Annotated in this window: 22 protein-coding genes; 7 read left to right on the top strand and 15 right to left on the bottom strand. The window is 37.1% G+C overall.

What is annotated here, in order from left to right; translation table 11 throughout:
- Window positions 1-3: 3 nt before the first annotated feature.
- The 6 genes from I6U49_RS08985 to ggt form a co-directional block, all read right to left on the bottom strand.
- The gene (locus I6U49_RS08985) at window positions 4-1,116 is read right to left on the bottom strand and encodes an imelysin family protein (protein WP_198628428.1); all 1,113 of its coding nucleotides are present in this window, start codon (window positions 1,114-1,116) and stop codon (window positions 4-6) included.
- A gap of 60 nt (window positions 1,117-1,176) precedes the next feature.
- On the bottom strand, window positions 1,177-2,379 hold the full coding sequence (locus I6U49_RS08980) for a DUF4856 domain-containing protein (RefSeq protein ID WP_198628427.1): 1,203 nt from the start codon (window positions 2,377-2,379) through the stop codon (window positions 1,177-1,179).
- A 129-nt stretch (window positions 2,380-2,508) separates the two neighbouring features.
- Complete coding sequence (locus I6U49_RS08975) at window positions 2,509-3,372, bottom strand: hydroxymethylglutaryl-CoA lyase (RefSeq protein ID WP_198628426.1); 864 nt, start codon at window positions 3,370-3,372, stop codon at window positions 2,509-2,511.
- A gap of 121 nt (window positions 3,373-3,493) precedes the next feature.
- Window positions 3,494-4,108 (bottom strand): LysE family translocator, encoded by a 615-nt coding sequence (locus I6U49_RS08970; RefSeq protein WP_198628425.1) that lies wholly within the window; start codon window positions 4,106-4,108, stop codon window positions 3,494-3,496.
- Window positions 4,109-4,118: 10 nt separating this feature from the next.
- Window positions 4,119-5,144 carry a quinone-dependent dihydroorotate dehydrogenase gene (locus tag I6U49_RS08965; protein WP_198628424.1) on the bottom strand — a complete coding sequence of 342 codons (1,026 nt, stop codon included), beginning with the start codon at window positions 5,142-5,144 and terminating at the stop codon, window positions 4,119-4,121.
- 70 nt (window positions 5,145-5,214) lie between these two features.
- Window positions 5,215-6,915, bottom strand: a complete 1,701-nt coding sequence (ggt, locus tag I6U49_RS08960; RefSeq protein ID WP_198628423.1) for a gamma-glutamyltransferase — start codon at window positions 6,913-6,915, stop codon at window positions 5,215-5,217.
- Window positions 6,916-7,013: 98 nt separating this feature from the next.
- On the opposite strand from ggt, the gene pepT reads away from it, so the two are divergent.
- Complete coding sequence (gene pepT / locus I6U49_RS08955; RefSeq protein ID WP_198628422.1) at window positions 7,014-8,255, top strand: peptidase T; 1,242 nt, start codon at window positions 7,014-7,016, stop codon at window positions 8,253-8,255.
- Window positions 8,256-8,383: 128 nt separating this feature from the next.
- Entirely contained in the window at window positions 8,384-8,977 is a 594-nt protein-coding gene (locus tag I6U49_RS08950; protein WP_198628421.1) for a YdeI/OmpD-associated family protein, read from the top strand.
- A 183-nt stretch (window positions 8,978-9,160) separates the two neighbouring features.
- Here I6U49_RS08950 and yajC read toward each other — a convergent pair whose 3' ends face one another.
- The 4 genes from yajC to I6U49_RS08930 all read right to left on the bottom strand — a co-directional run bounded on the left by yajC (window position 9,161) and on the right by I6U49_RS08930 (window position 12,134).
- Entirely contained in the window at window positions 9,161-9,487 is a 327-nt protein-coding gene (yajC, locus tag I6U49_RS08945) for a preprotein translocase subunit YajC (protein ID WP_193712209.1), read from the bottom strand.
- A gap of 3 nt (window positions 9,488-9,490) precedes the next feature.
- Window positions 9,491-9,955 carry a DUF1573 domain-containing protein gene (locus I6U49_RS08940; protein ID WP_198628420.1) on the bottom strand — a complete coding sequence of 155 codons (465 nt, stop codon included), beginning with the start codon at window positions 9,953-9,955 and terminating at the stop codon, window positions 9,491-9,493.
- Between the two features lie 48 nt (window positions 9,956-10,003).
- On the bottom strand, window positions 10,004-10,948 hold the full coding sequence (gene nusB, locus I6U49_RS08935; RefSeq protein ID WP_198628419.1) for a transcription antitermination factor NusB: 945 nt from the start codon (window positions 10,946-10,948) through the stop codon (window positions 10,004-10,006).
- An 82-nt stretch (window positions 10,949-11,030) separates the two neighbouring features.
- The gene (locus I6U49_RS08930) at window positions 11,031-12,134 is read right to left on the bottom strand and encodes a Glu/Leu/Phe/Val family dehydrogenase (protein WP_198628418.1); all 1,104 of its coding nucleotides are present in this window, start codon (window positions 12,132-12,134) and stop codon (window positions 11,031-11,033) included.
- A gap of 135 nt (window positions 12,135-12,269) precedes the next feature.
- Between I6U49_RS08930 and I6U49_RS08925 the strand changes: the two genes are divergently transcribed.
- From I6U49_RS08925 to I6U49_RS08915, 3 genes are all read left to right on the top strand, one after another.
- The gene (locus I6U49_RS08925) at window positions 12,270-14,027 is read left to right on the top strand and encodes an ABC transporter ATP-binding protein (protein ID WP_198628417.1); all 1,758 of its coding nucleotides are present in this window, start codon (window positions 12,270-12,272) and stop codon (window positions 14,025-14,027) included.
- Window positions 14,028-14,102: 75 nt separating this feature from the next.
- Window positions 14,103-14,483, top strand: coding sequence for a PUR family DNA/RNA-binding protein (locus I6U49_RS08920; RefSeq protein WP_193712204.1), 381 nt, complete (start codon window positions 14,103-14,105; stop codon window positions 14,481-14,483).
- An 82-nt stretch (window positions 14,484-14,565) separates the two neighbouring features.
- Window positions 14,566-17,088 (top strand): M14 family zinc carboxypeptidase, encoded by a 2,523-nt coding sequence (locus tag I6U49_RS08915; protein ID WP_198628416.1) that lies wholly within the window; start codon window positions 14,566-14,568, stop codon window positions 17,086-17,088.
- 357 nt (window positions 17,089-17,445) lie between these two features.
- Here the strand turns inward: I6U49_RS08915 and I6U49_RS08910 are convergent, their stop codons facing one another.
- A complete protein-coding gene (locus I6U49_RS08910) occupies window positions 17,446-17,781 on the bottom strand; it encodes a tRNA-binding protein (protein WP_198628415.1) in 336 nt (111 codons plus the stop codon).
- 170 nt (window positions 17,782-17,951) lie between these two features.
- Between I6U49_RS08910 and I6U49_RS08905 the strand changes: the two genes are divergently transcribed.
- The gene (locus tag I6U49_RS08905; RefSeq protein WP_198628414.1) at window positions 17,952-18,521 is read left to right on the top strand and encodes a thioredoxin family protein; all 570 of its coding nucleotides are present in this window, start codon (window positions 17,952-17,954) and stop codon (window positions 18,519-18,521) included.
- A gap of 127 nt (window positions 18,522-18,648) precedes the next feature.
- Window positions 18,649-19,290 (top strand): peroxiredoxin, encoded by a 642-nt coding sequence (locus tag I6U49_RS08900; protein WP_198628413.1) that lies wholly within the window; start codon window positions 18,649-18,651, stop codon window positions 19,288-19,290.
- A 249-nt stretch (window positions 19,291-19,539) separates the two neighbouring features.
- Here the strand turns inward: I6U49_RS08900 and I6U49_RS08895 are convergent, their stop codons facing one another.
- From I6U49_RS08895 to I6U49_RS08880, 4 genes are all read right to left on the bottom strand, one after another.
- Entirely contained in the window at window positions 19,540-20,472 is a 933-nt protein-coding gene (locus I6U49_RS08895) for a peptidylprolyl isomerase (RefSeq protein WP_198628412.1), read from the bottom strand.
- Window positions 20,473-20,523: 51 nt separating this feature from the next.
- Window positions 20,524-22,152: an amidohydrolase gene (locus tag I6U49_RS08890; RefSeq protein ID WP_198628411.1), complete on the bottom strand. Its 1,629-nt coding sequence runs from the start codon at window positions 22,150-22,152 to the stop codon at window positions 20,524-20,526.
- Between the two features lie 78 nt (window positions 22,153-22,230).
- A complete protein-coding gene (locus I6U49_RS08885) occupies window positions 22,231-23,358 on the bottom strand; it encodes a hypothetical protein (protein ID WP_198628410.1) in 1,128 nt (375 codons plus the stop codon).
- Window positions 23,359-23,756: 398 nt separating this feature from the next.
- Window positions 23,757-25,481, bottom strand: coding sequence for a TonB-dependent receptor (locus I6U49_RS08880; protein ID WP_317191856.1), 1,725 nt, complete (start codon window positions 25,479-25,481; stop codon window positions 23,757-23,759).
- Window positions 25,482-25,500: the final 19 nt, after the last annotated feature.

Genomic DNA, 25,500 nt, shown 5'->3' with positions numbered 1-25,500 from the left:
CAATTAATCACCGTCTGAATCTACATAATCTACGCTAATTGAAAGCGTTTGCATCATATCTACTTTTAAGAGGATTACCAGCTTTTGAAGCTCATCATGAGCCGCTAACATCTTAGAATTATCGGTTTCTACCTGTAACCTAAGATTATCATCCAGGTCTGAGCTTTGATTTCTAATGGCCGAAAACTGATCTGATATAGAAGCCGTTAAACTCTCTGAATCTGTTTTATCTTCCATATATTTTAAATACTGGAAATAACTTGGTCCATTTTCACCCCCGTTAAGCTGAACCCCATAGTAAAAATCTTCAAAGCTATCCAGCGCCTGCAGGTATAAATTCTTCGAAATATCTCCGGCATAAAGCCCTTCAACATTTCCTGGTGAAGGTGAACCGGTAAAAGCACCGGCAGGATAACCAATTTTTCCAGATCTTAGTATTTTTTCATAATACATTACATAATCGTTGGTAAATCTATCTACCGAACCGGTACTTGAAGAACTGGTATTATTTACAAAGGTATCTCTGTAATCACCTTGCCAGGAAGTTGTAACCTCAGCAGTTAAGGTATTGATATGTTCGGCCACAGACAGTATATAATTGATAGATTCTGGATTTGCAGTTAAAGCCCCCAGGGTCTCTTCTGCCGTTCCGTAGCTGTACAACAAGTAATCTAAAGCAGGAAAACCTTGTTCTGCATAACTTGAAGGCAATTCAAGATTATAACTTCCGGAAGCTATTTTAGATTCAATATTTTCTGTTTTGGTTGGGTATGTATTTAGGAAATTTCTGTAACCTAATTCTTCAGCTTTTCCAATTTGAAACATCTCCACCGTTTGAAACTCCTGATAAGCTACCTTATATTGAGCCCTAAGCGTTTTTAATACCGCAAGATTTGGAGTTTCTGCAAAAGCCTTAGCTATATCTTCCAGCTTTTGTGTCTCCTCTTGAAAAGCCACAAAAGAAGGCACAATTATATTATCGGCCCAATTGGCCAGCATTTTGCCCCTGTCAAAATTATCTGAACCGGTAGAATCGCCACCCTCACCATCATCTGTACTGCAAGCAACGGCAAATGCTAACATTGCGATCAATAAAAATTTTGAAATCTTAGTCATAGCTATAAATATTAAAAACCGGAGCAGAAAAAATAGTTCAGCTCCGGTAAAGTTTTTTAATTATGCTTCTGCTACCGTAAAATCGAAGGCAGCAGCAACTTCTTCAGAAATAGTATCTAAAGTCTCTGGTGTCACTTCCCAAAAACCATCCCCACTCATTAACTGTCCTAAATAATTTTCAACATTATCGGCAGAAATATAGGGTGCACCTGTTTCCGGGTTATGGGTAAACCTAAGACTATAAATAAATCCATAAGCTTCAGAAAGCGAATGAAATGCAGCTCCGGTTTGCCCCTCAGCCATTTGCTCTTTACCTGCCTGTAGATAATATACTGTCTTTACAGCAATAATTTTAGAAATATTCTCACGAATAATTTTTACCTGGGCATCACGAGCCTGGTAATCTCCGGCAACAATAGCTGCCCTACCCGTTTTAAAAGCTTCAAAAGTTTCTTCGGCTATACCTTCAAAATCACTATCGTCATTTACACTCCCCATATATTTAAACAAAAGGGCATCATCACTTTCATTTAAAACCGAATTGGGATCTTGTTGTGGAATAGAAGGATCTCCGTAAAGGTACCCGTAAGCCTCATCCCACTTATGCTCCATGGTGGTGTAATTTTTACCTTCTTCAAGCATACCGGCATCATTATTAGCACGATTATCGCCTTCATCCAAAACTTCCCGAGACAGATAGTTATTTAAAATTTGATCGGCCAACAGCCCTCCAATAAGGCCTTTTGCAAAAGCCTGGTTCATTTCCAAACCTTTTTCATTAACATACCGAACCTTAGTCCCCTGGGCTATTTGGCCCGCTTTACCGGTATCGGCCAAAACTTCTTTATTAGCTTTTACTGCTGTAAATTGCTCAGAAATATAAGAATCAAAGTCACCTTTAATCTCGGCACTTTCTACTGTATTTGCTGAAAAATACAATTTGGAAGCCGCTACTTTAGATTTTATACTTTTGGAGGATTCATTAAGGCTTGCATTCTCAAAAGGAGCATTTTCATTTACAAACATATCAAGCAAAAGTGTTTCGCTTCCATTTTCAAAATCGGTAAACTTAGCCAATATTTCGGAAGTCATTTGCAGCCTTGTAGTTTGACCTGAGTAACTTACGCTAGAATTAGCATCTCTTTCAAAAGTATAGGTTTCAGGGACCTCCAACTTTGGGTTTTCTGGTGAAACATCATCGTCAGATGAACAAGAGGTAAGCGTTAACCCACCTAAGATTGCTGATAAGAACAGCTTTTTCATATTACTTTATTTAGACTGATTAAAATTATTGAGCAGCAAATATAAAAACAGAATTTTGTTAGAACAAGTTTATTTAGATTAATTTTAAATAGGTTTTATTAATCAACTGCAAAATTTAAATAAAGACTATTAATGATAAGCATTAAAGATTTTAGAAGCTTCGTTATAAGCAGATTCAAAGCTGGTCATTTTAATATTTGAGTCCAGCTTTTTAGAGTTGAAATAAGAAAGCATTTTCTCTGATGGCATATTACCGGTAAGCTCATCTTTTGCCATAGGGCAGCCCCCAAAGCCCTGAATTGCTCCATCAAACCTTCTACAGCCTGCCTGGTAGGCAGCATCAATTTTTTCGTGCCATTTGGAAGGTATGGTATGAAGGTGGGCACCAAATTCTATTTCGGGATATTCAGGAATTAGATTTGAGAATAGGTATTTAATGATTTCCGGAGTAGAACTTCCAATAGTATCTGATAAAGAAAGAATCTTTACTCCCATATCCGATAACTTTTTTGTCCACTCCCCCACAATCTCCACATCCCAGGGATCGCCATAAGGATTTCCAAAGCCCATAGAAAGATATGCTACTACTTTTTTATTCGATTTTTCTGCAATTTCAAGAATCTCGCCCAAAATATCTACAGATTCACCAATGGTTTTATGGGTATTACGCATTTGGAAGTTTTCGGAAATTGAAAAAGGATAGCCCAAATAATCAATTTCAGGATGCGCTGAAGCATCCTTTGCTCCCCGGGTATTTGCTACAATAGCAAGCAGTTTACTTTTTGTGGTAGAAAGATCTAATTTAGATAAAACTTCAGCCGTATCTACCATTTGCGGAATAGCCTTAGGAGACACAAAGCTTCCAAAATCTATGGTATCAAAGCCGCAACGCAATAAAGACTGAATATACTGTACTTTTTTTTCAGTAGGAATAAAGATTTTTATTCCCTGCATAGCGTCCCGCGGACACTCAATAAGCTTGATTTTATCCATATCATCAAAGATAGTATTTTAAGGAATATCTAAAAACCAATGCATATTAATTCATTTTATTAGCATCCTACTAGTAAAAAAGTATAACTTCTAATTTTCCTTTAAGTCTAATTTTATACAACTAGATCAGTATAAAAGTTGCTATTCCTATAAAAACCACAATCTGCAACCATTTTAGAACAAGGGCAGAGTGTGTATGCTTTTTTAAGTAAGTAGAGATTTTCCCGGCTAATAAAGCTACACTTCCAAAGATAAGAATTGTAATACCCATAAAAAACAAGCCTAAAATATAGAATTGAACCACGGTATTTCCTTCCGGATCCCAAAGAAAACCGGGAAAAAAGGCCAGAAAAAATATGGTCACTTTTGGGTTTAGCACATTCATTATAAATCCCTGTTTGAAAAGCGACAACAAAGATTTCTTTTGAATTCCTTTTGAAGAATAAGCAATTTTAGGGTCGCTCCTAAAAACCAACCAGGCCAAATATAGCAAATAACTAGTACCCAGCAATTTAATAATTAAAAAGAGTGAATCTGAACTTTTAATAATCGCCGATACCCCAAAAGCCACCAGACTGGTGTGAACAATAATACCCGTGGCCAGCCCCAGGGCTGTGACAAAACCATGCTTTTTACCATTGGCTATTCCCTGAACCATCACATAGATAATATCGGGGCCCGGTGAGATGGTTAAAATTGCCGAAGCGGTTAAAAAAGGAATGAGCTGGTCTATCATTTAAAATAGCTTACTCCCTACTTCTATTTAGCAATGCCTCATTAATTCTTTTTATTAAAGCCGGGCCTTCGTAAATAAAACCGGTATATAATTGAACTAAACTAGCACCGGCATCAAGTTTCTCCAATGCATCTTCGGCGGTATGTATACCCCCTACTCCAATAATAGGAAAGGCTTTATTGCTTTTTTCAGAAAGAAAACGAATCACTTCAGTAGCCCGGTTTGTTAAAGGCTTTCCGCTAAGTCCGCCGGTTTCTAACTTATTTTCAGATTTTAAGCCTTCACGGGAAATGGTTGTATTGGTTGCGATTACCCCTGCGATTTTTGTTTCTTTTACAATTTCTATAATGTCCAGTAACTGCGCATCGGTAAGGTCGGGAGCTATTTTTAGCAAAATAGGCTTTTGCTTAGGCTTTGCGGCATTTAAATTTTGCAGAGTATTCAACAAATTAGTAAGCGGCTCTTTATCCTGTAACTCCCTTAAATTAGGGGTATTTGGAGAACTCACATTTACCACAAAATAGTTTACATAATCGTAAAGCGCTTCAAAGCAAATCTTGTAATCTTCTACGGCATTTTCGTTTGCAGTAATCTTGTTTTTCCCAATATTCCCGCCAATAAGTACATTTTTATTCTTCTTAAGTCGGGCAACAGCTGCTTCTACCCCATCATTATTAAAGCCCATTCGGTTAATAATAGCATTATCTTCTTTTAACCTAAAGAGGCGTTTTTTCTCGTTACCGGGTTGCGCTTTTGGGGTAACAGTGCCTATTTCAATAAACCCAAAGCCTAAATCTGATAGCTCCTGAAAAAGCTTTGCATCTTTATCAAAACCAGCGGCAAGCCCCACCGGATTCTTAAATTTAAGTCCGAAAACCTCTCGTTCCAATCTCGAATCTTCTACCTGGAACTTCTTTTTTACCAGGCTTTTAAAAATGGAAGTTTTACCGAATTTCTTTAAAGTGTTAAAAGTGAAATGATGCACCCATTCAGGATCAAACCTAAAAAGGAAAGGGCGTAAAAGCGATTTATACATTATAACTGGGTTTTCACAAAAATAGACTAATTTACACAGCCCAAAAAGTCCAAATCGATTATTTTAAGTATCAATACCCTTTTGCCGTATCATCTCCCCTCCTATCGGCACCAGCTTCCAAACGGCCATTGGGCAATATTTTAATCGCATCTACTTTTCCTATAATTCGAGATTCATTTTCATCTATATGATAAGCTTTCAACCTTAAAGAATCTAACAAACTGGCTTCAAATGCATTGGGCTCAAAAAGCACCTTATCGGGCAACCATTGATGATGAAAACGAGGTGCGTCTACAGCTTCCTGCATATTCATTTTAAATTCCTTTACATTAAGAATAGTTTGCAAAACCGAGGTAATTATGGTAGAACCACCCGGTGATCCCAAAACCATAAATAATTCTCCATTTTTTTCAACAATACTGGGCGTCATAGAACTTAGCATTCGTTTTTGTGGCGCTATAGCATTTGCTTCGGCTCCCACAAGCCCAAACATATCGGGAACTCCAGGTTTTGCGCTAAAATCGTTCATTTCATTATTAAGAAAAAAACCAAGTTCCTCAATATACATTTTAGAGCCATAGGCTCCGTTTAAAGTAGTGGTTACAGCTACGGCATTCCCATATTTATCTACTATAGAATAATGTGTGGTTTCGTCGCTTTCGTATCCGGGAATTTCACCATAACCAATACTGGAGGAAGGTGTGGCCTGGTCAAAACTAAAATTCTGCATTCTCCCTGAAAGATATGCGTCACTCAATAAAGTATCTACTGGAATATCCACAAAATCGGGATCTCCCAGGTAAAAACTTCTATCGGCATAAGCTCTACGTTCGGCTTCGGTGACCACCTGGATAGTTTTTAGCGAATTATGACCATATTCAGCTAAAGGAAAAGTTTCCAACATTTTTAAAATTTGCCCTAAAACAATTCCACCACTTGAGGGTGGTGGCATAGATATAATTTTTAGGTCTTTATAGTCTACTGTTACGGGCTCCCGCCAATGCGCCTGATACTTCTGCAAATCTTCCATACTCATAACACCACCTCTTTCCCGGAGATAAGCGATCATTTTCCTGCCGGTTTCACCGGTATAAAATTCCTCTCTTCCATTAGTAATTATTCGCTCCAGGGTTTTCGCAAGTTGAGGGTTTTTAATGGTATCTCCCGGCCTGTAAGGTTTAGCAAATAAAATAGTACCCTTATTTTCCCGTAAGAACAATTCGCTGTAATGAGCCAGAGTTTTACTTTGTTTTTCGGTAACTACAAATCCGTTTTTAGCCAAAGCAACTACGGGTTCTAAAATTTCGTTTATGGGTAAGGTTCCAAACTTTTCGTGAGCTGCAAAAATTCCGGCAATTGTACCGGGAACGCCAACGGCAAGTGAGCCGTACATACTTTTTTCTGATAGTACATTTCCATCTTTATCCAGGTACATTGTTTTAGAAGCCGCTAATGGCGCTTTCTCCCTAAAATCTAAAGATCCTGTTTCGCCGTTTGCTTTTCTATAAACCATAAATCCGCCGCCGCCTAAATTTCCGGCAAAAGGAAAGCTAACCGCGAGTGCCATTTCGGTAGCTAACATAGCATCAAAAGCATTCCCACCATTTTTTAGAACTTCCAAACCAATATTGGAAGCCTCTGCCCTGGCCGAAACCACCATGGCAGAATCGGCTATTACAGTTTTTTCACCAAAATTATCCTCAACAAGGTTTTTAGATTTTATACAGGAAGAAAGGATTAAAATAACGAAAAGGAATAATAGTTTTTTCATAAGTGCAAGGAATAGCTATTCACGTTAATTATATTTGCTTAGAAGAGATGAGCTTACAAAATACTCTTAAAATTCTGAATAATAAAAGTTGAAACCAAATGATTAACAAACAGCGGATTATAGATAGATTTATTAGCTATATCACCATAGATACCCAAAGTGATCCCGAAAGCCAGACTACCCCCAGCAGTCAAAAGCAATGGGAGTTAGCTAAAAAGCTGAAAGAAGAGCTGCAGGAAATGGGTATGACCGAAGTTAGTATAGACGATAACGCCTATGTGATGGCCACGCTACCTGCTAATGTTGCGCATAAAGTTCCGGTTATTGGTTTCATTTCTCATTTTGATACTTCCCCCGATTTTAACGCTACCAATATAAAACCGCAAATTATTGAGAATTATGACGGAAGGGATATTATTTTAAACAAAGAGAAAAACATTATTCTTTCTCCCGAATATTTTGATGATTTAAAACAGTATAAAGGTCAAACTCTAATTACCACCGATGGCACCAGTCTTTTAAGTGCCGACGATAAGGCCGGGATTACAGAAATAATGACCGCGATGCAATATTTATTGGATAATCCTGAAATTCCCCATGGAAAAATCCGGGTAGGTTTTACCCCTGATGAAGAAATTGGTCGCGGTGCCCACAAATTTGATGTGCAAAAATTTGGTGCTGAATGGGCATATACCATGGACGGGAGCCAAATAGGAGAATTGGAATATGAAAATTTTAATGCCGCCAGGGCCGTAGTTAAAGTACATGGAAAAAGCGTACACCCCGGTTATGCCAAAGATAAGATGGTAAACAGCCAGTATATTGCGGTAGACTTTATTAATTCTTTACCAAGACTGGAAACACCCGAACATACCGAAGATAGACAGGGATTTTTTCATCTTAGCAATATAAAAGGAGATGTAGAAGAAACCCAACTGGAATATATAATTAGAGATCATGATTTAGGGCATTTTAATGCCAGAAAAGAGATGATGCAGGATTTGGCTTCAGAAATATGCTCACAATATGAAAATGATTGTATTTCGGTAGAGATCACCGATCAATATTTTAATATGCGGGAAAAAATTGAACCGGTAATGCATATTGTAGACATTGCCAAAGAAGCCATGAAAGCAGTAAATGTTGAACCCATTTTAAAACCAATTCGCGGTGGCACCGATGGATCTCAACTAAGTTATATGGGATTACCCTGCCCTAATATTTTTGCCGGCGGCCATAACTTTCACGGAAAATACGAATATGTACCGGTAGAAAGTATGCAAAAAGCTACTGAAGTAATCGTAAAAATTGCAGAAATAACTTCAGAAAAATATAAGTAAATTAGCTTTTGGCAAAACAAAGAGACATTACATAAAAAGATTTTTATTTCAAGGCTAGCCCCGGATTTCCGATAACTATCGGGATAAATCTCGATTATCGAGTAAAACCATATTCAAGCAAAAGGAAAATGGCTGTAAAATCGGTAGATGAATATATTAAAACCCATAATTCCTGGGAAAAAGAGCTACAGGCTTTAAGAGCAGTATTGCAAGATACAGAACTTGAGGAATGTATAAAATGGGGAACACCGGTTTACACGCTTAACGGCAAAAATGTGGTTGGCATGGCAGCATTTAAAAATCATTGTGCCCTTTGGTTTTTTAATGGAGCCTTGTTAAAAGAGAATACCGCGCTACTCTATAACGCTCAGGAAGGCAAAACCAAAGCTCTAAGACAAATAAGATTTAGAAAAGAAGATAAAATAAGACCCGAAATTCTTCAGAAATATATAGCAGAAGCTATCCAAAACCAGCGGGAAGGAAAAGAGATAAAACCGGTTGTTTTAAAAAAGTTACTACTACCACCAGAATTAAAAGATGCTTTTAAAGCTGATAAAGGTTTAGAAAAATCTTTTCTGCAATTAACTAAAGGCAAACAAAGGGAATATGCTAATTATATTGCTGAAGCAAAAAGGGAAGCTACAAAAAGATCCCGACTGGAAAAGATTAAACCAATGATTAAGAATGGTGAAGGACTTCATGATAAATACAAAAATTGCTAATAGAGAAAGAATATTTAAAAAATTTATTTTTACGTCAACCTCAACTTGTTTCAGGTTCTAAAATGTTAGATTCTGAAACGAGTTTAGAATGACGTATTTTTTTACAATTCTTAAATCTCCCTAAAAATAAAAATCCCCAGGCTTTAACGCTGGGGATTTTCTATTCTAAATTATAACAGAAAATTATTTCTTCTCCTTAACGGCTTTTGCCTTGCTTTCTTTTTCCGGCTTGGCTGTTTCGTTAAGTTTTTTACTCATTTCCATAGATATGGAAGAGCGATCAAAAGTTATTTTTCCTGCTCCGGTTTCTATAATCACCGCATTGTTTTTTTCGCTAAAATCCACAACTTTACCGTGCATTCCACTTTTAGTGACTATACGGTCTCCGCGTTTTAATTCGGAAGCAAAGTTGCGTTCTTGTTTAGCTTTTTTCATTTGTGGACGTATCATAAAAAAATACACCACTAAAAACATTAAAATTATTGGGGCAAATTGGGTTAATTGATCCATTTATTAGCTAGCGTTTTCTTTGGTTTCTACAAAGGCTTTAATTTTAAGACGCTCTGTACCGGCTTCTGTATTGGCAGTTACCGTTACTGTTTTTGTTACCTGACCTTTTCCAGAGCCATTAAATTTCACCAACATTTCTCCGGTTTCTCCCGGTTGAATTGGATCTTTGGTGTAAGATGGAACGGTACAACCGCAAGTACTTCTTGCATTTGTAATTACCAATGGCGCCTGCCCGGTATTGGTAAATGTAAAGGTATGCTCTACATTTTTACCCTGTGGAATAGTACCAAAATCATGCTCTGAAGTTTCAAACTCCATCTTTGGATATACGGTAGCCTGTGCATCGCGTTCTGCAGCACTTTCTACATTTTCCGCTTTTACTTTTTCCGAGGCGTTATTGTTGTTGTCTTTACACGAAGTAAAAAGCAGCGCCCCTACTGCAGCCAACATTAAGATTCCATTTTTCATAATCATGAACTTTATAATTTAATTTTTAAAATTAAGAAATTTTCTTCATTACATAAGACCTCGCCCTACTTTATTTAATTTATTGTGTTCCCTATACTCTTTAGATAACTTATCTAAAACGCCATTTATAAAAATACTACTCTTTGGAGTACTGTATTCTTTGGCAAGTTCTAAATATTCATTAATGGTTACTTTTACCGGAATTGAAGGGAATTTAAGAAATTCACAAATTGCCATTTTCATAAGTATCATATCAATTTCTGCAATTCGGTCTTTATCCCAGTTTGGGGTTTTTCCCAACATTTCTTTTGCTAACACATCATCATTTAGATAGGTTTTTCTAAATAAATCTTTCGCAAAATCTTTATCCTCTTCATTTTTATAAAGCTTATCCAGTTTTAAACTTTCGGCAGAATGAGGTTTTAATTTCTGAAGAAATTTTAATACTGCGGTATTTACAATTGGCAAATCGTCTATCCAGGTAAGTTTAGCGTCTTCAAGATAGTCGTAAAGTTTTTCGTTGGGAGCAATAATCTCTTTAAAAACGGCAATTATAAACTCTTTATCTTCTTTAAAACTCGACTCACGGGTTTCCATATAGCTTTTATAAATATCGCTATTTTTTAAAGCCTCCCAAATAATCTGCACATAATCATCATCCCTTTTCCAATGGGTTATTTTTCTTGACTCCAGTGCGTCCTGTAAACTCTCGTTATTCTGGAAAATATTAAAAATAGCATTGGAAACGAATTTTTTATTGGGATCTTTCTCCTCACTGGTAGCAAGGTATTTCTGTTGGGATTTTTCTAAAAAGTTTTCGGCCTGGCCTTTTAACTCTTCAATGAGGCTTAGCTGCACCAGAAAGAGATCGTACATCTCTTCCATACTTTTAAGGAGGAATTTTTCCTCGGTCCCCAGGTTGTTGTTTTGGCTTTGGTTAAAGGCGTAGAGTGATTGCATTACTTTAACCCGAATATGTCTTCTTGTCAACATAATTGTAAAAGAACTTTTTAGAATTAGAAAAGGCGAAAGAATATTCTTTCGCCTTGCAAAAATACCAAACTTTTGAAATTGATTACTTCAAATTTTGTTTTTTTCTATCATCAATTCGTTGTTGTGCAATTTTAAGTGCTGCAAAGTGAGAGGTCATATCTTCCTTATCGGCTTTACTTAGAATTTCTAAAGTAGTGTTATAAATATTCTCTGTTTTTCGCATAATTTCTTGCTTCCCGTAATTTTCAAGTTCTGCATACACATTTATAATACCTCCGGCATTAATAAGAAAATCTGGGGCATAAACAATTCCTCTTTCCCTAAGAACCTTACCGTGTGTAAGTTCATCGGCTAATTGGTTGTTAGCTGCACCGGCAATAACCTTTGCATTAATACGCTTTACCGTATCATCGTTAATGGTTGCTCCCAGGGCACAAGGTGCATAGATATCTACATCGGCAGCATAGACATCAGAACCTTCAAAAATTACTGCTCCGTACTTATTTTTTACAGCTTCAAGTCGTTCTTCATTAATATCACTAATAAAAACCCTGGCTCCATCCTGGGTTAAATGCTCTACAAGAGTTTCACCCACGTGACCTATTCCCTGAACCAATACCGATTTCCCTTCCAGGTCGTCACTACCAAACTTATGCTTTACAGCCGCTTTCAGTCCCATAAAAACACCATAGGCCGTGATTGGAGATGGATTACCGGCACCGCCTTTGTCTTCAGAAATCCCGGTTACATATTTAGTAACTTCACGCACAGTATCCATATCGGCAGTTTCCATTCCCACATCTTCTGCAGTGATATATTTTCCGCTAAGAGAATCTACAAAACGCCCAAAACTTCTCATTAGTTCAGGTGTTTTTTGGGTCCTGGCATCACCAATTATAACAGCCTTTCCTCCACCAAGATTAAGTCCTGTAATTGCACTTTTAAAAGTCATTCCACGCGAAAGGCGCAAAACATCATTCAAGGCCTCCCATTCACTACTGTAGTCCCACATTCTGGTACCACCCAGTGCAGGTCCTAAAACCGTGTTATGAATACCAATAATTGCCTTTAAACCTGTATCTTTGTCGTTGCAAAAAACTACTTGTTCGTGGTTATCAAAAGAAAGTTGACCGAATACTGGTGCAGACTTCTTTAGTTCATTTGCGTTTAGAACATCAACTTGCATAACTTGTTACATTTTTTAATTTAGTATTTTCATTTTTCTGAAAATCACTATGCAAAAATAAAGAATATTTCAACAAACAGACTTTTAAAACGTGTTAAAATAACATATTCTTAAAATTTATCTTTTTATTCTTACATGAAGAACCTTAAGCATCTCAATAAATATTTTGTAAAATATAAGTGGAAACTATTGATAGGCCTGGTAATAACCATAGTGGCCCGTATTTTCGCACTATATTATATTCCTCTAATTGGCGATTCTACAGATGCTATAGAACAATTTATTAATGGTGAGATAAGTACACTCGAGGTACTTAAAACCGAACTTGCCATGAATATAGCATTAATAATTGGAGCTACCCTAATTGCTGCATTTCTTACTTTTTTAATGAGACAAACATTTATTGTGGTCTCAAGGGATATTGAGTTTGATTTAAAAAACGAAATCTATAAACATTACCAGGAGCTTTCTCTTAATTTTTATAAGAAAAATCGCACCGGAGATTTAATGAACCGTATTAGCGAAGATGTTAGCAAAGTAAGATTATATCTTGGCCCGGCAATTATGTATACGGTAACCACTTTTACATCTACTGTGGTGGTCTTAATTTTTATGATTCAGGCAGCCCCAAAACTTACCTTATTTACGGTGGCACCCCTTCCTGTTTTGGCGTTTTCTATCTATAAAATTAGTGTGGCAATTCACAAGCGAAGCACTGTAGTACAGCAGTACCTTTCCAGGTTAAATACTTTTACCCAGGAAAGCTTTAGCGGAATTGCCGTTATAAAATCTTACGGGATGGAAAAGCAAATAAACCACGACTTTGTAAATCTTGCCAACGGGAGTCGTGATAAAAACATTGACCTTGTTAAGGTACAGGCTTTCTTTTTTCCGCTAATGGTTTTATTAATAGGAATTAGCAATGTACTGGTTATTTACATTGGCGGTAACCAATATATAAATGGGGAAATTGAAAATATTGGGGTTATTGTAGAGTTTCTGCTATATGTAAATATGCTTACATGGCCCATTGCCTCTATAGGTTGGGTAACTTCTTTAGTACAACAAGCTGATGCATCCCAGGAGCGTATCAACGAATTTTTAAAAGAAAAACCAGAAATTGTAAATAAAAAAGACACACCCGATGAAATTCACGGTAGTATTGCTTTTAAAAATGTAAGTTTCACCTATGATGACACCAATATTACGGCCCTTAAAAATGTTTCATTTGAAATTAATAGCGGTGAGACCCTGGCCATTATAGGAAAAACCGGTGCCGGAAAATCTACAATTCTGGAACTTATTGGTAGGCTATACGATGTAGAAAAGGGGGGAATTTGTATAGATGGTAAAAATATAGAAGAGCTTAACCTGGATAGCCTAAGGACTAGTATTGGCTACGTACCACAAGATGCATTTTTATTTAGCGACTCTATTAAAAGCAACATCAAATTCGGGAAAACAAATGCTACCGACCAGGAGATATTTGAAGCTGCAAAGAATGCCTCGGTACATAAAAATATTCTTGGGTTCAGCAAAGCTTACGAAACAGTTCTTGGCGAACGTGGCATCACCCTTTCTGGAGGTCAAAAACAACGAGTTTCTATTGCCCGTGCTATAATTCACGACCCAAAAATTTTATTATTTGACGATTGCCTCTCGGCGGTAGATACCGAAACCGAAGAAGCTATTTTAAATAATCTCTTTAAAATTTCAAAAGATAAAACTACCATAATTGTAAGCCACAGAATTTCTTCGGCCAAAAACGCTGATAAAATAATTATTCTGGAAGACGGTGCTATTGTACAACAAGGCACTCATTCCCAATTATTAAACCAGCCAGGCTATTATAAAGAATTATATGCAAAACAGTTAAATGAAAAAGAAATGTGAAATTTTTTTGCTAGATGTTAAAAATTTTTAGATTTTTGAGCAGTACTAAACCAAAATATTTAAAGAATCTATTTTATGAGTGACAAGGGAATGATGGAGAAAGAAGAAATATTCTCTAAAGTGCTGAGAGCCGGAAGAAGAACTTACTTTTTTGATGTTAGGGCAACACGTGCAAACGATTATTACCTAACAATTACCGAAAGTAAAAAATTTACTAACGATGATGGTTCTTTCTTCTACAAGAAACACAAAATTTACCTTTACAAAGAAGATTTTGCCGGTTTCCACGAAATTCTTCAAGAGATGACAGATTTTATCTTGAATGAAAAAGGAGAAGAGGTAATTAGCGAGCGTCATCAAAAAGATTTCAAAAAGGAGTATGAAACTTCTGAAGATGAAAGTCAGGAAAACAATACACCAAAGAAATTTACCGATGTAAGTTTTGACGACATTTAAATTATTGCTTTTAAGATTTTATAAACCGTCCCGAGATAATCAGGACGGTTTTTTTATATTTATATCCCAAATAAAAAAAAATATGCAAAAATTTCTACCCTTTCTAATTTTCTGTATTTGTTTAAACTCGTTTGCCCAACAAGAAAATAAAGAGCTTGGCCTGGATTATTATTTGCCCCAGGATATAAACTATAACGACGACATACCAAAACCTCAGGATATAATTGGATACATTCCCGGGGAATGGCATGTTACACACGATTTACTCTTAAATTATATGCGTGAGCTTGCCCGTGTGTCACCAAGAATAACTATTGAAAATCGCGGCGAAACTTATGAAGGTCGCCCACTTATATTACTCACCATAACTTCTCCAGAAAATCACGAAAATTTAGAAGAGATTCGCAAAGAACACCTGGCATTAACGCAAGAGAATGCCTCTTCGCTAAATGTAGCAGAAATGCCTATAGTGGTAAACCAGGGTTTTTCTATTCACGGAAACGAGGCCAGCGGCTCTAACGCTGCTCTCTTAGCAGCTTATTACCTCGCTGCTGCCGAAAGTGAAGAAGTAAAAGATTTGTTGAACAATACTATAATTTTATTTGATCCTTCATTTAATCCAGATGGGCTGCAGCGCTTTGCGTATTGGGCCAACACCAATAAAAGTGAAAATATAAATCCAGATCCACAAGATAGAGAGTATAGCGAAGTTTGGCCGGGCGGTAGAACCAATCATTATTGGTTTGATATGAACCGCGATTGGTTACCGGTACAATTGCCCGAATCTCAGGCGCGTATAGCAACATTCCATAAATGGATGCCCAATATTTTGACCGATCATCACGAAATGGGTTCTAATTCCAGCTTTTTCTTTCAGCCGGGAATTCCTTCAAGAACCCACCCGTTAACCCCAGAAATTAACCAGGAACTCACTAAAGAAATAGGAAACTACCATGCCGAGGCTTTCGACGAGCTAGGCTCTTTTTATTATACCGAAGAAAATTACGACGATTTTTACTACGGAAAAGGTTCTACCTTCCCCGATATTAACGGAAGTATTGGAATTCTTTTTGAACAGGGAAGTTCTCGTGGCCACGCCCAGGAAACCGACAATGGTATTTTAACCTTTCCCTTCACCATACGCAACCAGTTTACTGCAGCACTTTCTACTTTAGAAGCTGCTAAAAATATGCGTGAAAAAATCCTTAACTATCAGCGTAATTTCTATAAAAACGCCCGTAACTCTGCCAAAGATGGTGCTTATGTTTTTGGAAGTGAAAAAGATGCTGCTTCAGCTTACGAACTGGCGAAAATACTTAAAAAACATCAGGTTGAAATTCATAGCTTAAAAGAAGATTTCGAAGCAGAAGGAAAGAATTTCAAAAAACATTCAGCTTATGTGGTCCCAAAAAATCAGCGCCAACACAGACTTGTAAAGGCAATGTTTGAACGCCGTACCGAATTTGAAGATAGTTTATTTTATGATGTTTCGGCATGGACCCTGCCCCTGGCCTTTAACCTGGATTTTGCTGAGGATGTTAAACTAAAACATGCGGGAGAAGAAATAAAAGAACTTTCCGCACCAAAAATTGAAACTTTAGAGAAAAGCAATTACGCTTATGTAATGCAGTGGCACGATTATTATTCTCCTAAAGCCCTCAATATGATTCTTGAAGAAGGGCTTCGAGCAAAAGTGGGAATGCAAGCTTTTTCTTTAGCCGATAGGGAGTACGATTACGGCACCATTCTAATCCCGGTTCAAAATCAAAAGTTGGATGCAGATAAGATGTATCAATTTCTACAAAATGTAGTAGAAAAGTCGAATGTTCAAATTGATGCTATAAACACTGGTTTAACCGAAGGAATAAATCTGGGAAGCAACCAGTTTGAAGCCCTTGAACCTGCAAAAGTAGCTTTAATTGTGGGCGACGGAATCACTCCTTATGATGCCGGTGAAATTTGGCATTTATTTGACCAGCGCTACGATATGAAAATCACCAAACTGGACACCAGGAGATTTTCGCGTACAGATTTAAGTCGTTATACCGATATAATTTTGCCCAATTCCCGCGGAAGTGCTCTGGAAAAAAGAGACATAGAAAAACTTAAAGACTGGGTTCGTGACGGCGGAACTTTAATTGGTTACCGCAATGCCGCGCGCTTTTTTGAAAAGGAAGATTTTATGGACCTGGAAATCAAAAAAGACAGCCTGGTAGCCAGGGATATTAGCTTTGAGGAACAAAGAGATTTTAGAGGTGCACAGGGTATTGGAGGTGCTATTTTTGAAGCAAAGATAGATCGCTCACATCCGGTAAATTTCGGTTATACCAATGATAAACTTGCCTTGTTTAGAAATACTACAATTTTTGTAGAAGCCGATAAGCAAAGTTACAACAATCCTATCCGGTACACGGAAAATCCTTTGCTAAGTGGATATATTAGTGATCCGCGCTTAGAAGATATTGCCGGTACAGTTCCTTTTAAACATACTGGAATGGGTCGCGGAAATGTAATACTATTTACCGATAATACGAACTTTCGCGCTTTCTGGTATGGTACCAATAAACTTTTAATGAATGCTATCTTTTTTGGCGACGAGATGTAAATTTTAGTTATATCACATAGAGAGCCCTAAGGTTTTAGAAAGCAAAATTACCGGGAAATGCCAATAATTAGATAAAACTGGCAAATCCCGGTATTTTTTTAGACATCTCCGGGCAACCTATATAAAACCGCGAACTCCTAAAACTCTATAAAGATAGAAACCTACCACCAGTTTCTGTTATGGTGAAGCTATTAATGAGGCTTCTTATAATGTTTACAACAAAACGATTAGCCCACATTGCGCAGATTTAAAAATTAGCCTCACTTATAAACTAAATGAAAACAGCTTTTTTTTTATCAATGTAGCCCGGCCTGTATTGAAGCTTGTGGCAGTAAATACGAGAAAATAGAATAATGATTAACCTATCCGAAGTCCATTTTCAACCTTAAAATCGGCGTTTAGTAGTACGATATCATTTTCTTTTCCTACTGCTCCCAACACAAGGCATTCACTCATAATATTTGCGATTTGTTTCTTTGGAAAATTAACTACCGCCACAATTTGGCGGTTTAATAGTTCTTCTTTTTTATAGCGTTTGGTAATTTGAGCCGAAGTCTTTCTCTGGCCAATATCTTCACCAAAATCAATAAGCATTTTATAAGCAGGATTTCTGGCTTCGGGAAAATCTGAAACTTCAGTGATTGTTCCAACTCGCATTTCAACTTTTTCAAAATCCTTCCAGGAAATTTCCATATGGTATTTTTCAACAAAAATAGAAAAAAACACTATATTCAGAAGTGAATTACCTCATGGTAAGCCAATGAGGAATTAAATGAAAAGATTTTTTTGACTTCGGGGAAAGCCTCGGAGTTCCAATAACTATTAGGAAAAATCTCGATTATCGAGTAAACTTATAAAACATTATGGCCAGAACTGCGTCAAATATGATTCCTTTAGGAACACCGGCTCCAAATTTTAATCTTGTAGATGTAATAACAAGCAATAGATATTCACTCGAAGATATTAGAGGCATCAAAGGGACTTTAATTATGTTTATAAGCAACCACTGTCCATTTGTGAAGCACGTAAATGAAGAAATAGTTAGACTTGCCGGAGACTACCGAGTTTTGGGTTTTGGTTTTGCCGCGATTATGAGCAACGATGTAGAAAACTATCCGGCAGACCATCCTGATAATATGAACGAGGTAGCAAGAAAACATCAATATTCTTTCCCATACCTTTACGACGAATCGCAGGAAGTGGCCAGAGCTTATAAAGCCTCCTGCACACCCGATTTTTATCTTTTTGACGATGAATTAAAGTTAATCTACCGCGGCCAATTAGACGATTCAAGACCGGGAAATGGCATTCCGGTTAATGGCAGGCATCTTCGCGATGCTATGGATGCCGTTCTTGCCAATAAAAAAGTATCGCAAAACCAAAAACCGAGCATTGGATGCAACATTAAATGGAAATATACACTAGAATCTTAATTCCTAAATCTATTATAAGCGTTATCAGTTAATCTTATCTTAAACCAAGTAAAACCTATTGACTTAATAGGTTGTTTAGAATAAAAATTCTTTAATTTTATAGTTCTAATCACTAAAAAACAAAACTATGAGCGAGTTAAAACTAGGGGATAAAGCACCAAATTTTGATGCTGAAACTTCGGAAGGAAAAATCAACTTTTATGATTATTTAGGAGATAGTTGGGGGATTTTATTCTCACACCCGGCAGATTACACCCCGGTTTGTACCACCGAACTTGGCACCGTTGCAAAATATAAAGATGAGTTTGAAAAACGCAACACAAAGGTGATGGCATTAAGTGTAGATGGCCTGGAGTCTCATAAAGGCTGGATAGATGATATAAATGAAACCCAAAATACCACGGTAAACTTTCCAATTATCGCCGATGAAGATAAGAAGGTTTCCAACCTTTACGGGATGATTCATCCAAAAGCCGATGATACGCTAACCGTACGTTCGGTGTATGTTATTGGACCAGATAAAACCATTAAGCTAATGATTACTTACCCGGCAAGTACCGGTAGAAATTTTGATGAATTATTAAGGGTAATAGATTCGCTGCAACTTACCGCCTACCAAAAAGTAGCCACTCCAGCCAACTGGAAACACGGGGAAGATGTAGTAATTAGTCCTTCTGTATCTAACGAAGATGCCAAAGAGATGTTCCCTAAAGGTTTTAAAGAAGTAAAACCATATCTTAGAATGACGCCACAGCCGGATTCTAAATAAAACGAACTTCTATTAAGCCCGTCATCCTGAACTTGTTTCAGAGCCTGCTCCGAAATTTATTCGGAGATCTAAGATATTGACAATCTATTCATGTTAGAATCCCGAAGTTAATGCGGGATAAAGTCTGAATAATTTCAGCTTGACGAAAACAAGCTTTTTAGACTCATTCTTAAAAAAATACCTCACAGGTCTCTGAAACTTGTGAGGTATTTTTTATCATTAAATTACCCTTCGGGGGTTAGGGGGCTTTTACTTTACCGCTACAAGCTCCACATCAAAAACCAATGCTGCATTTGGTGGAATTACACCACCCGCACCACGCTCTCCATACGCCAAATGCGATGGAATCACAAAGCGGGCCTGGTCTCCTACATTTAAAAGCAAAATACCTTCGTCCCAACCACTAATCACGTGGCCCATTCCCACAGGAAATTCCAGCGGCTGATTTCTTTTATAGGAAGAATCAAAAACGCTTCCATCAGTCAACATTCCTTTGTAGTGTACAGAAACAGTTTGTCCTTTTTCAGGTTTTGCTCCTTCTCCCTTTTTCTCAATTTTATAGCGAAGTCCGCTTTCTGTGGTTTTAAAGCCTTGTGATATTTCTCCCAGTAATTCTTCTTCTCTTTTCTTTGCTGCTGCTTCTCTTTCTGCTTTAGCCCCATTAAATTGCCTAAAAGACTCTACTGCATTAAAGCTTTCTGCTTTCTCTCCGGCTCTAATAATCTCTAACTTTTCTATTTCATCACCTTGCTGAATGCTGTCTACAATATCCTGGCCCTGAACCACACTACCAAAAACAGTATGTTTTCCGTCTAACCAGGCGGTTTCGGTATGTGTAATAAAAAACTGGCTTCCGTTAGTTCCGGGACCGGCATTGGCCATAGATAGTTTTCCAGGGGCATCGTGTTTTAGCTCGGGATGAATTTCATCCTCAAACTTATAACCGGGACCACCTACACCGGTACCCTGTGGGTCTCCCCCCTGAATCATAAAATTAGGAATCACCCTATGAAATTTAAGTCCGTTATAATAAGGTTTCCCCTGTGGGAAGGCGTCATTTTCAAGCTTACCTTCAGCAAGCCCTACAAAATTCCCAACTGTACCGGGTACTTTTTCATATTCCAATTCAACTAAAATCTGACCTTTAGTGGTATAAAATTTAGCGTATAATCCGTCGTTCATTTTCTTATATTTTTTCGATTCACAAAGATATCTATTTTTCGTTTAATGGTTTTAATATACCTGCTCCCCATTTACATAAGTTTCCAAAACTTTAATTCCGGGAATTTCAGATTGCTCAACTTTCATAATATCTTTATCTAAAATTATAAAATCGGCAAATTTACCGGCTTCTATACTTCCTTTTTCTTCTTCTTCAAAATTCGCATAGGCCGCCCAAATGGTCATTCCTTTTAAGGTTTCTTCACGAGATAAGGCCTGTTCTTTCATAAAACCTTCCTGGGGAAAATTATTAGTATCCTGTCTTGCTACCGCTGCATAAAAAGTTAGAAAAGGGCTTACCTCTTCAACCGGAAAGTCGGTTCCCAGGGCAATAATTCCAGCCTGGTCTAATAACTTCTTATAGGCATAAGCACCTTGTATTCTTTTATCCCCTAAACGATCTTCTGCCCAATACATATCGCTGGTTGCGTGTGTAGGCTGAACCGAAGGAATAACATTTTTACTGAAATATTTAAAATCTTCTTCATCAATTACCTGCGCGTGTTCTACTCTCCATCTACGGTCTTTATCGTTGGCTAAAAGTTTATCGTAAGTTTCCAAAACCATATAGTTGGCTGAATCGCCAATAGCGTGAGTGTTCAGTTGAAATTTTGAATTTGCTACCCGCTCTGCAGTTGCTTTAAAATCTTCAACAGGCGAGAGCAAGGCTCCAAAATGCCCGGCACGGTCACTATATTCTTCCTTTAAAGCAGCACCTCTTGAACCCAGTGCACCATCGCCATAAAATTTTACTGAACGCACATGTAGCCTTTCGGTTTTAATAGGGTCTTTATCTAGATAGTGATCCAGGTTTTCTTTAGTATTACTAATCATTGCGTATAGCCTTATTTTAAGACTTTCGTCTTTATGAAGGCTATCCATGAGCTCTATAATTTCTTTATCAATTCCGGCATCTACAACTGTGGTTAAGCCATACTTGAAAGATAGCCTCTGAGCATCTAGCAAAGCATTTACCCGTTCTTTTGTAGAAGGTTCAGGCTGTGCTTCAGCAATAAGCTGCATAGGATTATCTACAATAATACCGGTTAATTTTCCGTTTTTTTGTTCAATATCCCCACCATTAAAAGAAGTCTCTGTTGTAATTCCGGCTTTATCTAATGCAGCCTGGTTGGCCAAAAGTGCGTGGCCATCTATTCTGGTTAGGGCTATTGGGGTATCTGGAAATAATTCATCTAAAGTATCTTTGTTCGGAAATTCTTTTCTCTCCCAGTCGTTCTGGTCCCATCCCCTACCGGTTATAAATGGAACATCTCTTTTATTTTGAAAATCAACAATGCGCTGTACCACCTCCTCAAAACTTTTGGTGCCTGACAGATCTACCCGTTGTTGCTGTAAGCCTAATCCGTAAAAATGGGCATGTCCATCTATAAAACCGGGAAAAACGCTTTTTCCTCCCGCATCAAGTTTCTCGGCGCTATTGTATTTTTCCTGAAGTTCATCAGCATTTCCTACCTCAACAAATTTCCCGTCTTTTATCACAAAAGCTTCAGCAGTATTGAAATTTTCGTCTACGGTATAAACTTCAGCATTAAAAACCATGAGATCCACTTCTGCTTTATTTTTAGAATTACACGAAATCAAAGCAAAGCCCAGAAAGCAAGCAATTAATATATTTTTCATCTAGATTATAATTTTATATAAAAATAAAAAATGCGCCCGGTAAAGGCGCATTTTGTTGAATTATTTACTTGTGCAAATTTAGAATATTGCATTAATAATTTGATCTCGTATACTTTTATTAGCTGCAGCTGCAAGTGCTACCGAAACGAATAACCCAATCATAGCGTAAGAGAAATCTTTAAAGATCATCTTACCGGCCTTCTTACGGTGCTTTTTACCTTTTTTGTTTCTAGCCAGGCTTATGGCTATTTCCCTACCTCCAATAATACCAAGGAATACCCAGGTAGTACTCATAGGTACCGTACTAATAAATAGTTTATAGATAAGTAGAATTACATAAGTTAAATCTACCAGAGTTGCTGCCCGAATATCTGAGATTCTAGATTTCTCACTAACTACTTCCTGGATTTTGTCTCCCCTTAAGTAAAACAACAGGCCTAAACCTCCAAAAATAGTAAGAGCGAACACTATAAACTGGAAAGTATCTAGACTACGAGGAAGGAATACCGCTATATTAGCACCATCCTGCATTACCCAAACTCCCCAAAGCGTACCACTTACAAGCCATTGAACGGCAGTCCAGCTATTATTGAATTTACGGCTCTTAAAATATTTTTTAATAAAGTTATAGGATAGGTACCATACTAAGAATGAAAGTACAAACGCCATTATATAACCTGTCCAACTCTTCCATACTACCGATGTAATACCCGAAGTATCAGCACTAAATACACTTAAAATAAGGAATGTAGTAGAAACCGGCATTTTTAACCTGGTTAAAATAAGCAGTACCAGTGGTGCTATAATCTGAAAAAAACTAAAGGATTCCGGATGTGGGTAAGGAGAACTACCATCTGGTTTTAAAAGCCGTTGATAGGTTACATCCCCATCAAAATAAAACCAGCTAAAACTAACTACACCCAAAAAAATGAAGCCTACATACAACCACAAAATCCACCAACGCTTGGCTTTGTTACTCTCAATAAATGTCCCAAGAGATTGGATACTATCATTTGCAACAGTGGCATAGGCTGCAAAGAAAAAACCAAGCCACATTGCTGCTGTTTGGTTACCGGTAAATATTCCGGCCATAATTATACCAACAATTACTATTGCAAGGAAGGCTTTTTCCTGCACCATATAATCCAGAATATTCAAATATGGACGGGAACGGTCACTTCGTTGAAACTTTTTACCTTTTGCCATTAATTAGCTCTTTTAAATTTGTAAAAAATTATAATTTAAGGGATAAATTGTTTTTCCTTAAAATTGGGTACAATATTAATTAGTTCTACGCTTAATTTTGAATTTCCAATGTTGTGTTATTGTTAAGGAATCTTTAATAAAAATAAATTTAAAAATACTGATTCAAAATCACTTAAAAAAATATTGGTAACATACAACCTATATAAGCACAAAAAAGTGGCTGTTTAAAAAGTTTGTTCTCATTAAAAATAAACTCATTTTCAGTTTCTAACACAATTTTAATCAGCAAGATGTTAGACCCCAATTTTAATTGAGAAAAGCACTGAAAATAATTTAAAAGAGACGATTTTAAAACCTTTTAAACAGCCACTTAAATAGTTAATCAAAAAATTTAATCTTTAAAAGTCAAACTTATATGTAGCCCCGGCAAGCAATTGTAATCCCTGAACCCTAAAGTTGGTCCAGCGCTGGTAATCGTTATTCAATAAATTACTTCCTTTCACAAATACCGACAGTCTATCATTAAAACGGTAACCTAAATTTGCATTTACATCAAAATAACTGTCCAGGCTAATGGTATTTAAAGATGGTTCTCCGGTAGTTATTGCAACTACACGTTCCTGGTCGTAACGTTCTCCCACATAAAATAAATTAGCACCGGCAAACCACTTCTCACTAATTTGATAATCGGCATTTAAAGAAGCTTTAAAATCGGGTAGGTTCCAGGCTTCAGCCTCATCATCTGTATTATAATTAAAATATTCGGCATTAATTCCCAGTCTAAAGTTTTGGTTTACATCAACATTAAGCTCTCCGGCAACCGATAGGGTGTTTACATCATCATAAACCACTTCAAAAGAATTTCCGAAGGCATAGTTTTCGGTAATTAGGGTATTGGCCTGCGGATTGCGCTTAAACAAAGCCTTATTAAACTGCGACTGATACCCGGTTTTGAAATTATAAGAAACAGCATTGCTTAATTTTCCTTTAGCGCCAACATAGGCATTATACTCATTATCGGTTGGCTTTACTTCCAAACTTGGGGAAACATAGGGGTTCTCCTGTACAAATTTAAAGTATGTATTTTGTTGCAAACCACCTTCAAGACCCGCGTAAGGGGTAAAATAGTCGCCACCAAGCCTGTAGCTTGCAGTAATTTTTGGATAGATATAGAAATTGCCATCGCTATTTTCTACATCCTGGCTATAAAAGAAAGCCACGCCAAGATCTAAAGTAAGGTCGTCCCTTAAGATTAATAAGCTCGGATTAATACCAAAATTCATAAAAGCGTAATTATAGTTTTCAGAAGCCAGAAATTGTTCCCCCATCTCTCCCTGCACTATATCTGTATAAATATTAGTGGTTATAAGTTCATCGGCGATATTTACCTCAAAGTTACCGCTGGCGTTAAAATGATTTTCTGAAGTTGAATAAGAATCTCCGGTATGTCTAAACTTTGCACTTGCATTATCAAAAAATGAATCATAAAGTTCTATTTCCCCACCAGCATATACAGAAAAATAATTTTGAGATGGATCTATAGCATTTAATTCGTCGTTGCTAAAATCTTCATTTTGCGGCAAACCATACCAATTAAAAAGTTGGTGACGGCCACCAATTTCAGTTTTCCAGCCCAAATCACGATTTTTAGAGTTATAGCTTAAGTTTAGCTCGGTATCATAAAACTTATCATCTAAAATAACATCCTTAATACCGCCCTGGGATGAATTATGGCTTACATAAACCCCAAAATTATCGCTGCGGTTTACTTCCAGGTTGCTGTAGAATTCAGCTAATAAATTACCATAATTTCCAAAGCCAAGGCTTGCATAATTATCGTACACCTTAATTCTTCTTTCTCTTTTTAAGGTGGTTGCACGACCTTTGGCAGGTGTAAAAGTTGAGGCTACAGGTACCGAGAAAATACTGTATTTCACCGGTCTCTTTTGGGTTCTAACAGAATCTGACCTACTTGGGGTTTGCTTTATCTTATTAGCGTCTTTTACCGTAGGTGTATAGGGTTTTACTACAGTTACGGTTTCACTATCTATAGGATCCTGAGCAAAAAGAACCCCGCCAATTAAAAACATACTTAGGATAAGGCTCTTTTTTATTGAAATCATTTGCATATAGAAATTCTTA

This window comes from Salegentibacter maritimus (genome assembly GCF_016236915.1).
In the GTDB taxonomy this organism is placed as follows: Bacteria; Bacteroidota; Bacteroidia; order Flavobacteriales; family Flavobacteriaceae; genus Salegentibacter; species Salegentibacter maritimus.
Note: the sequence above shows the minus strand (reverse complement) of the source record. Positions and strands in the feature narration are given on the sequence as shown.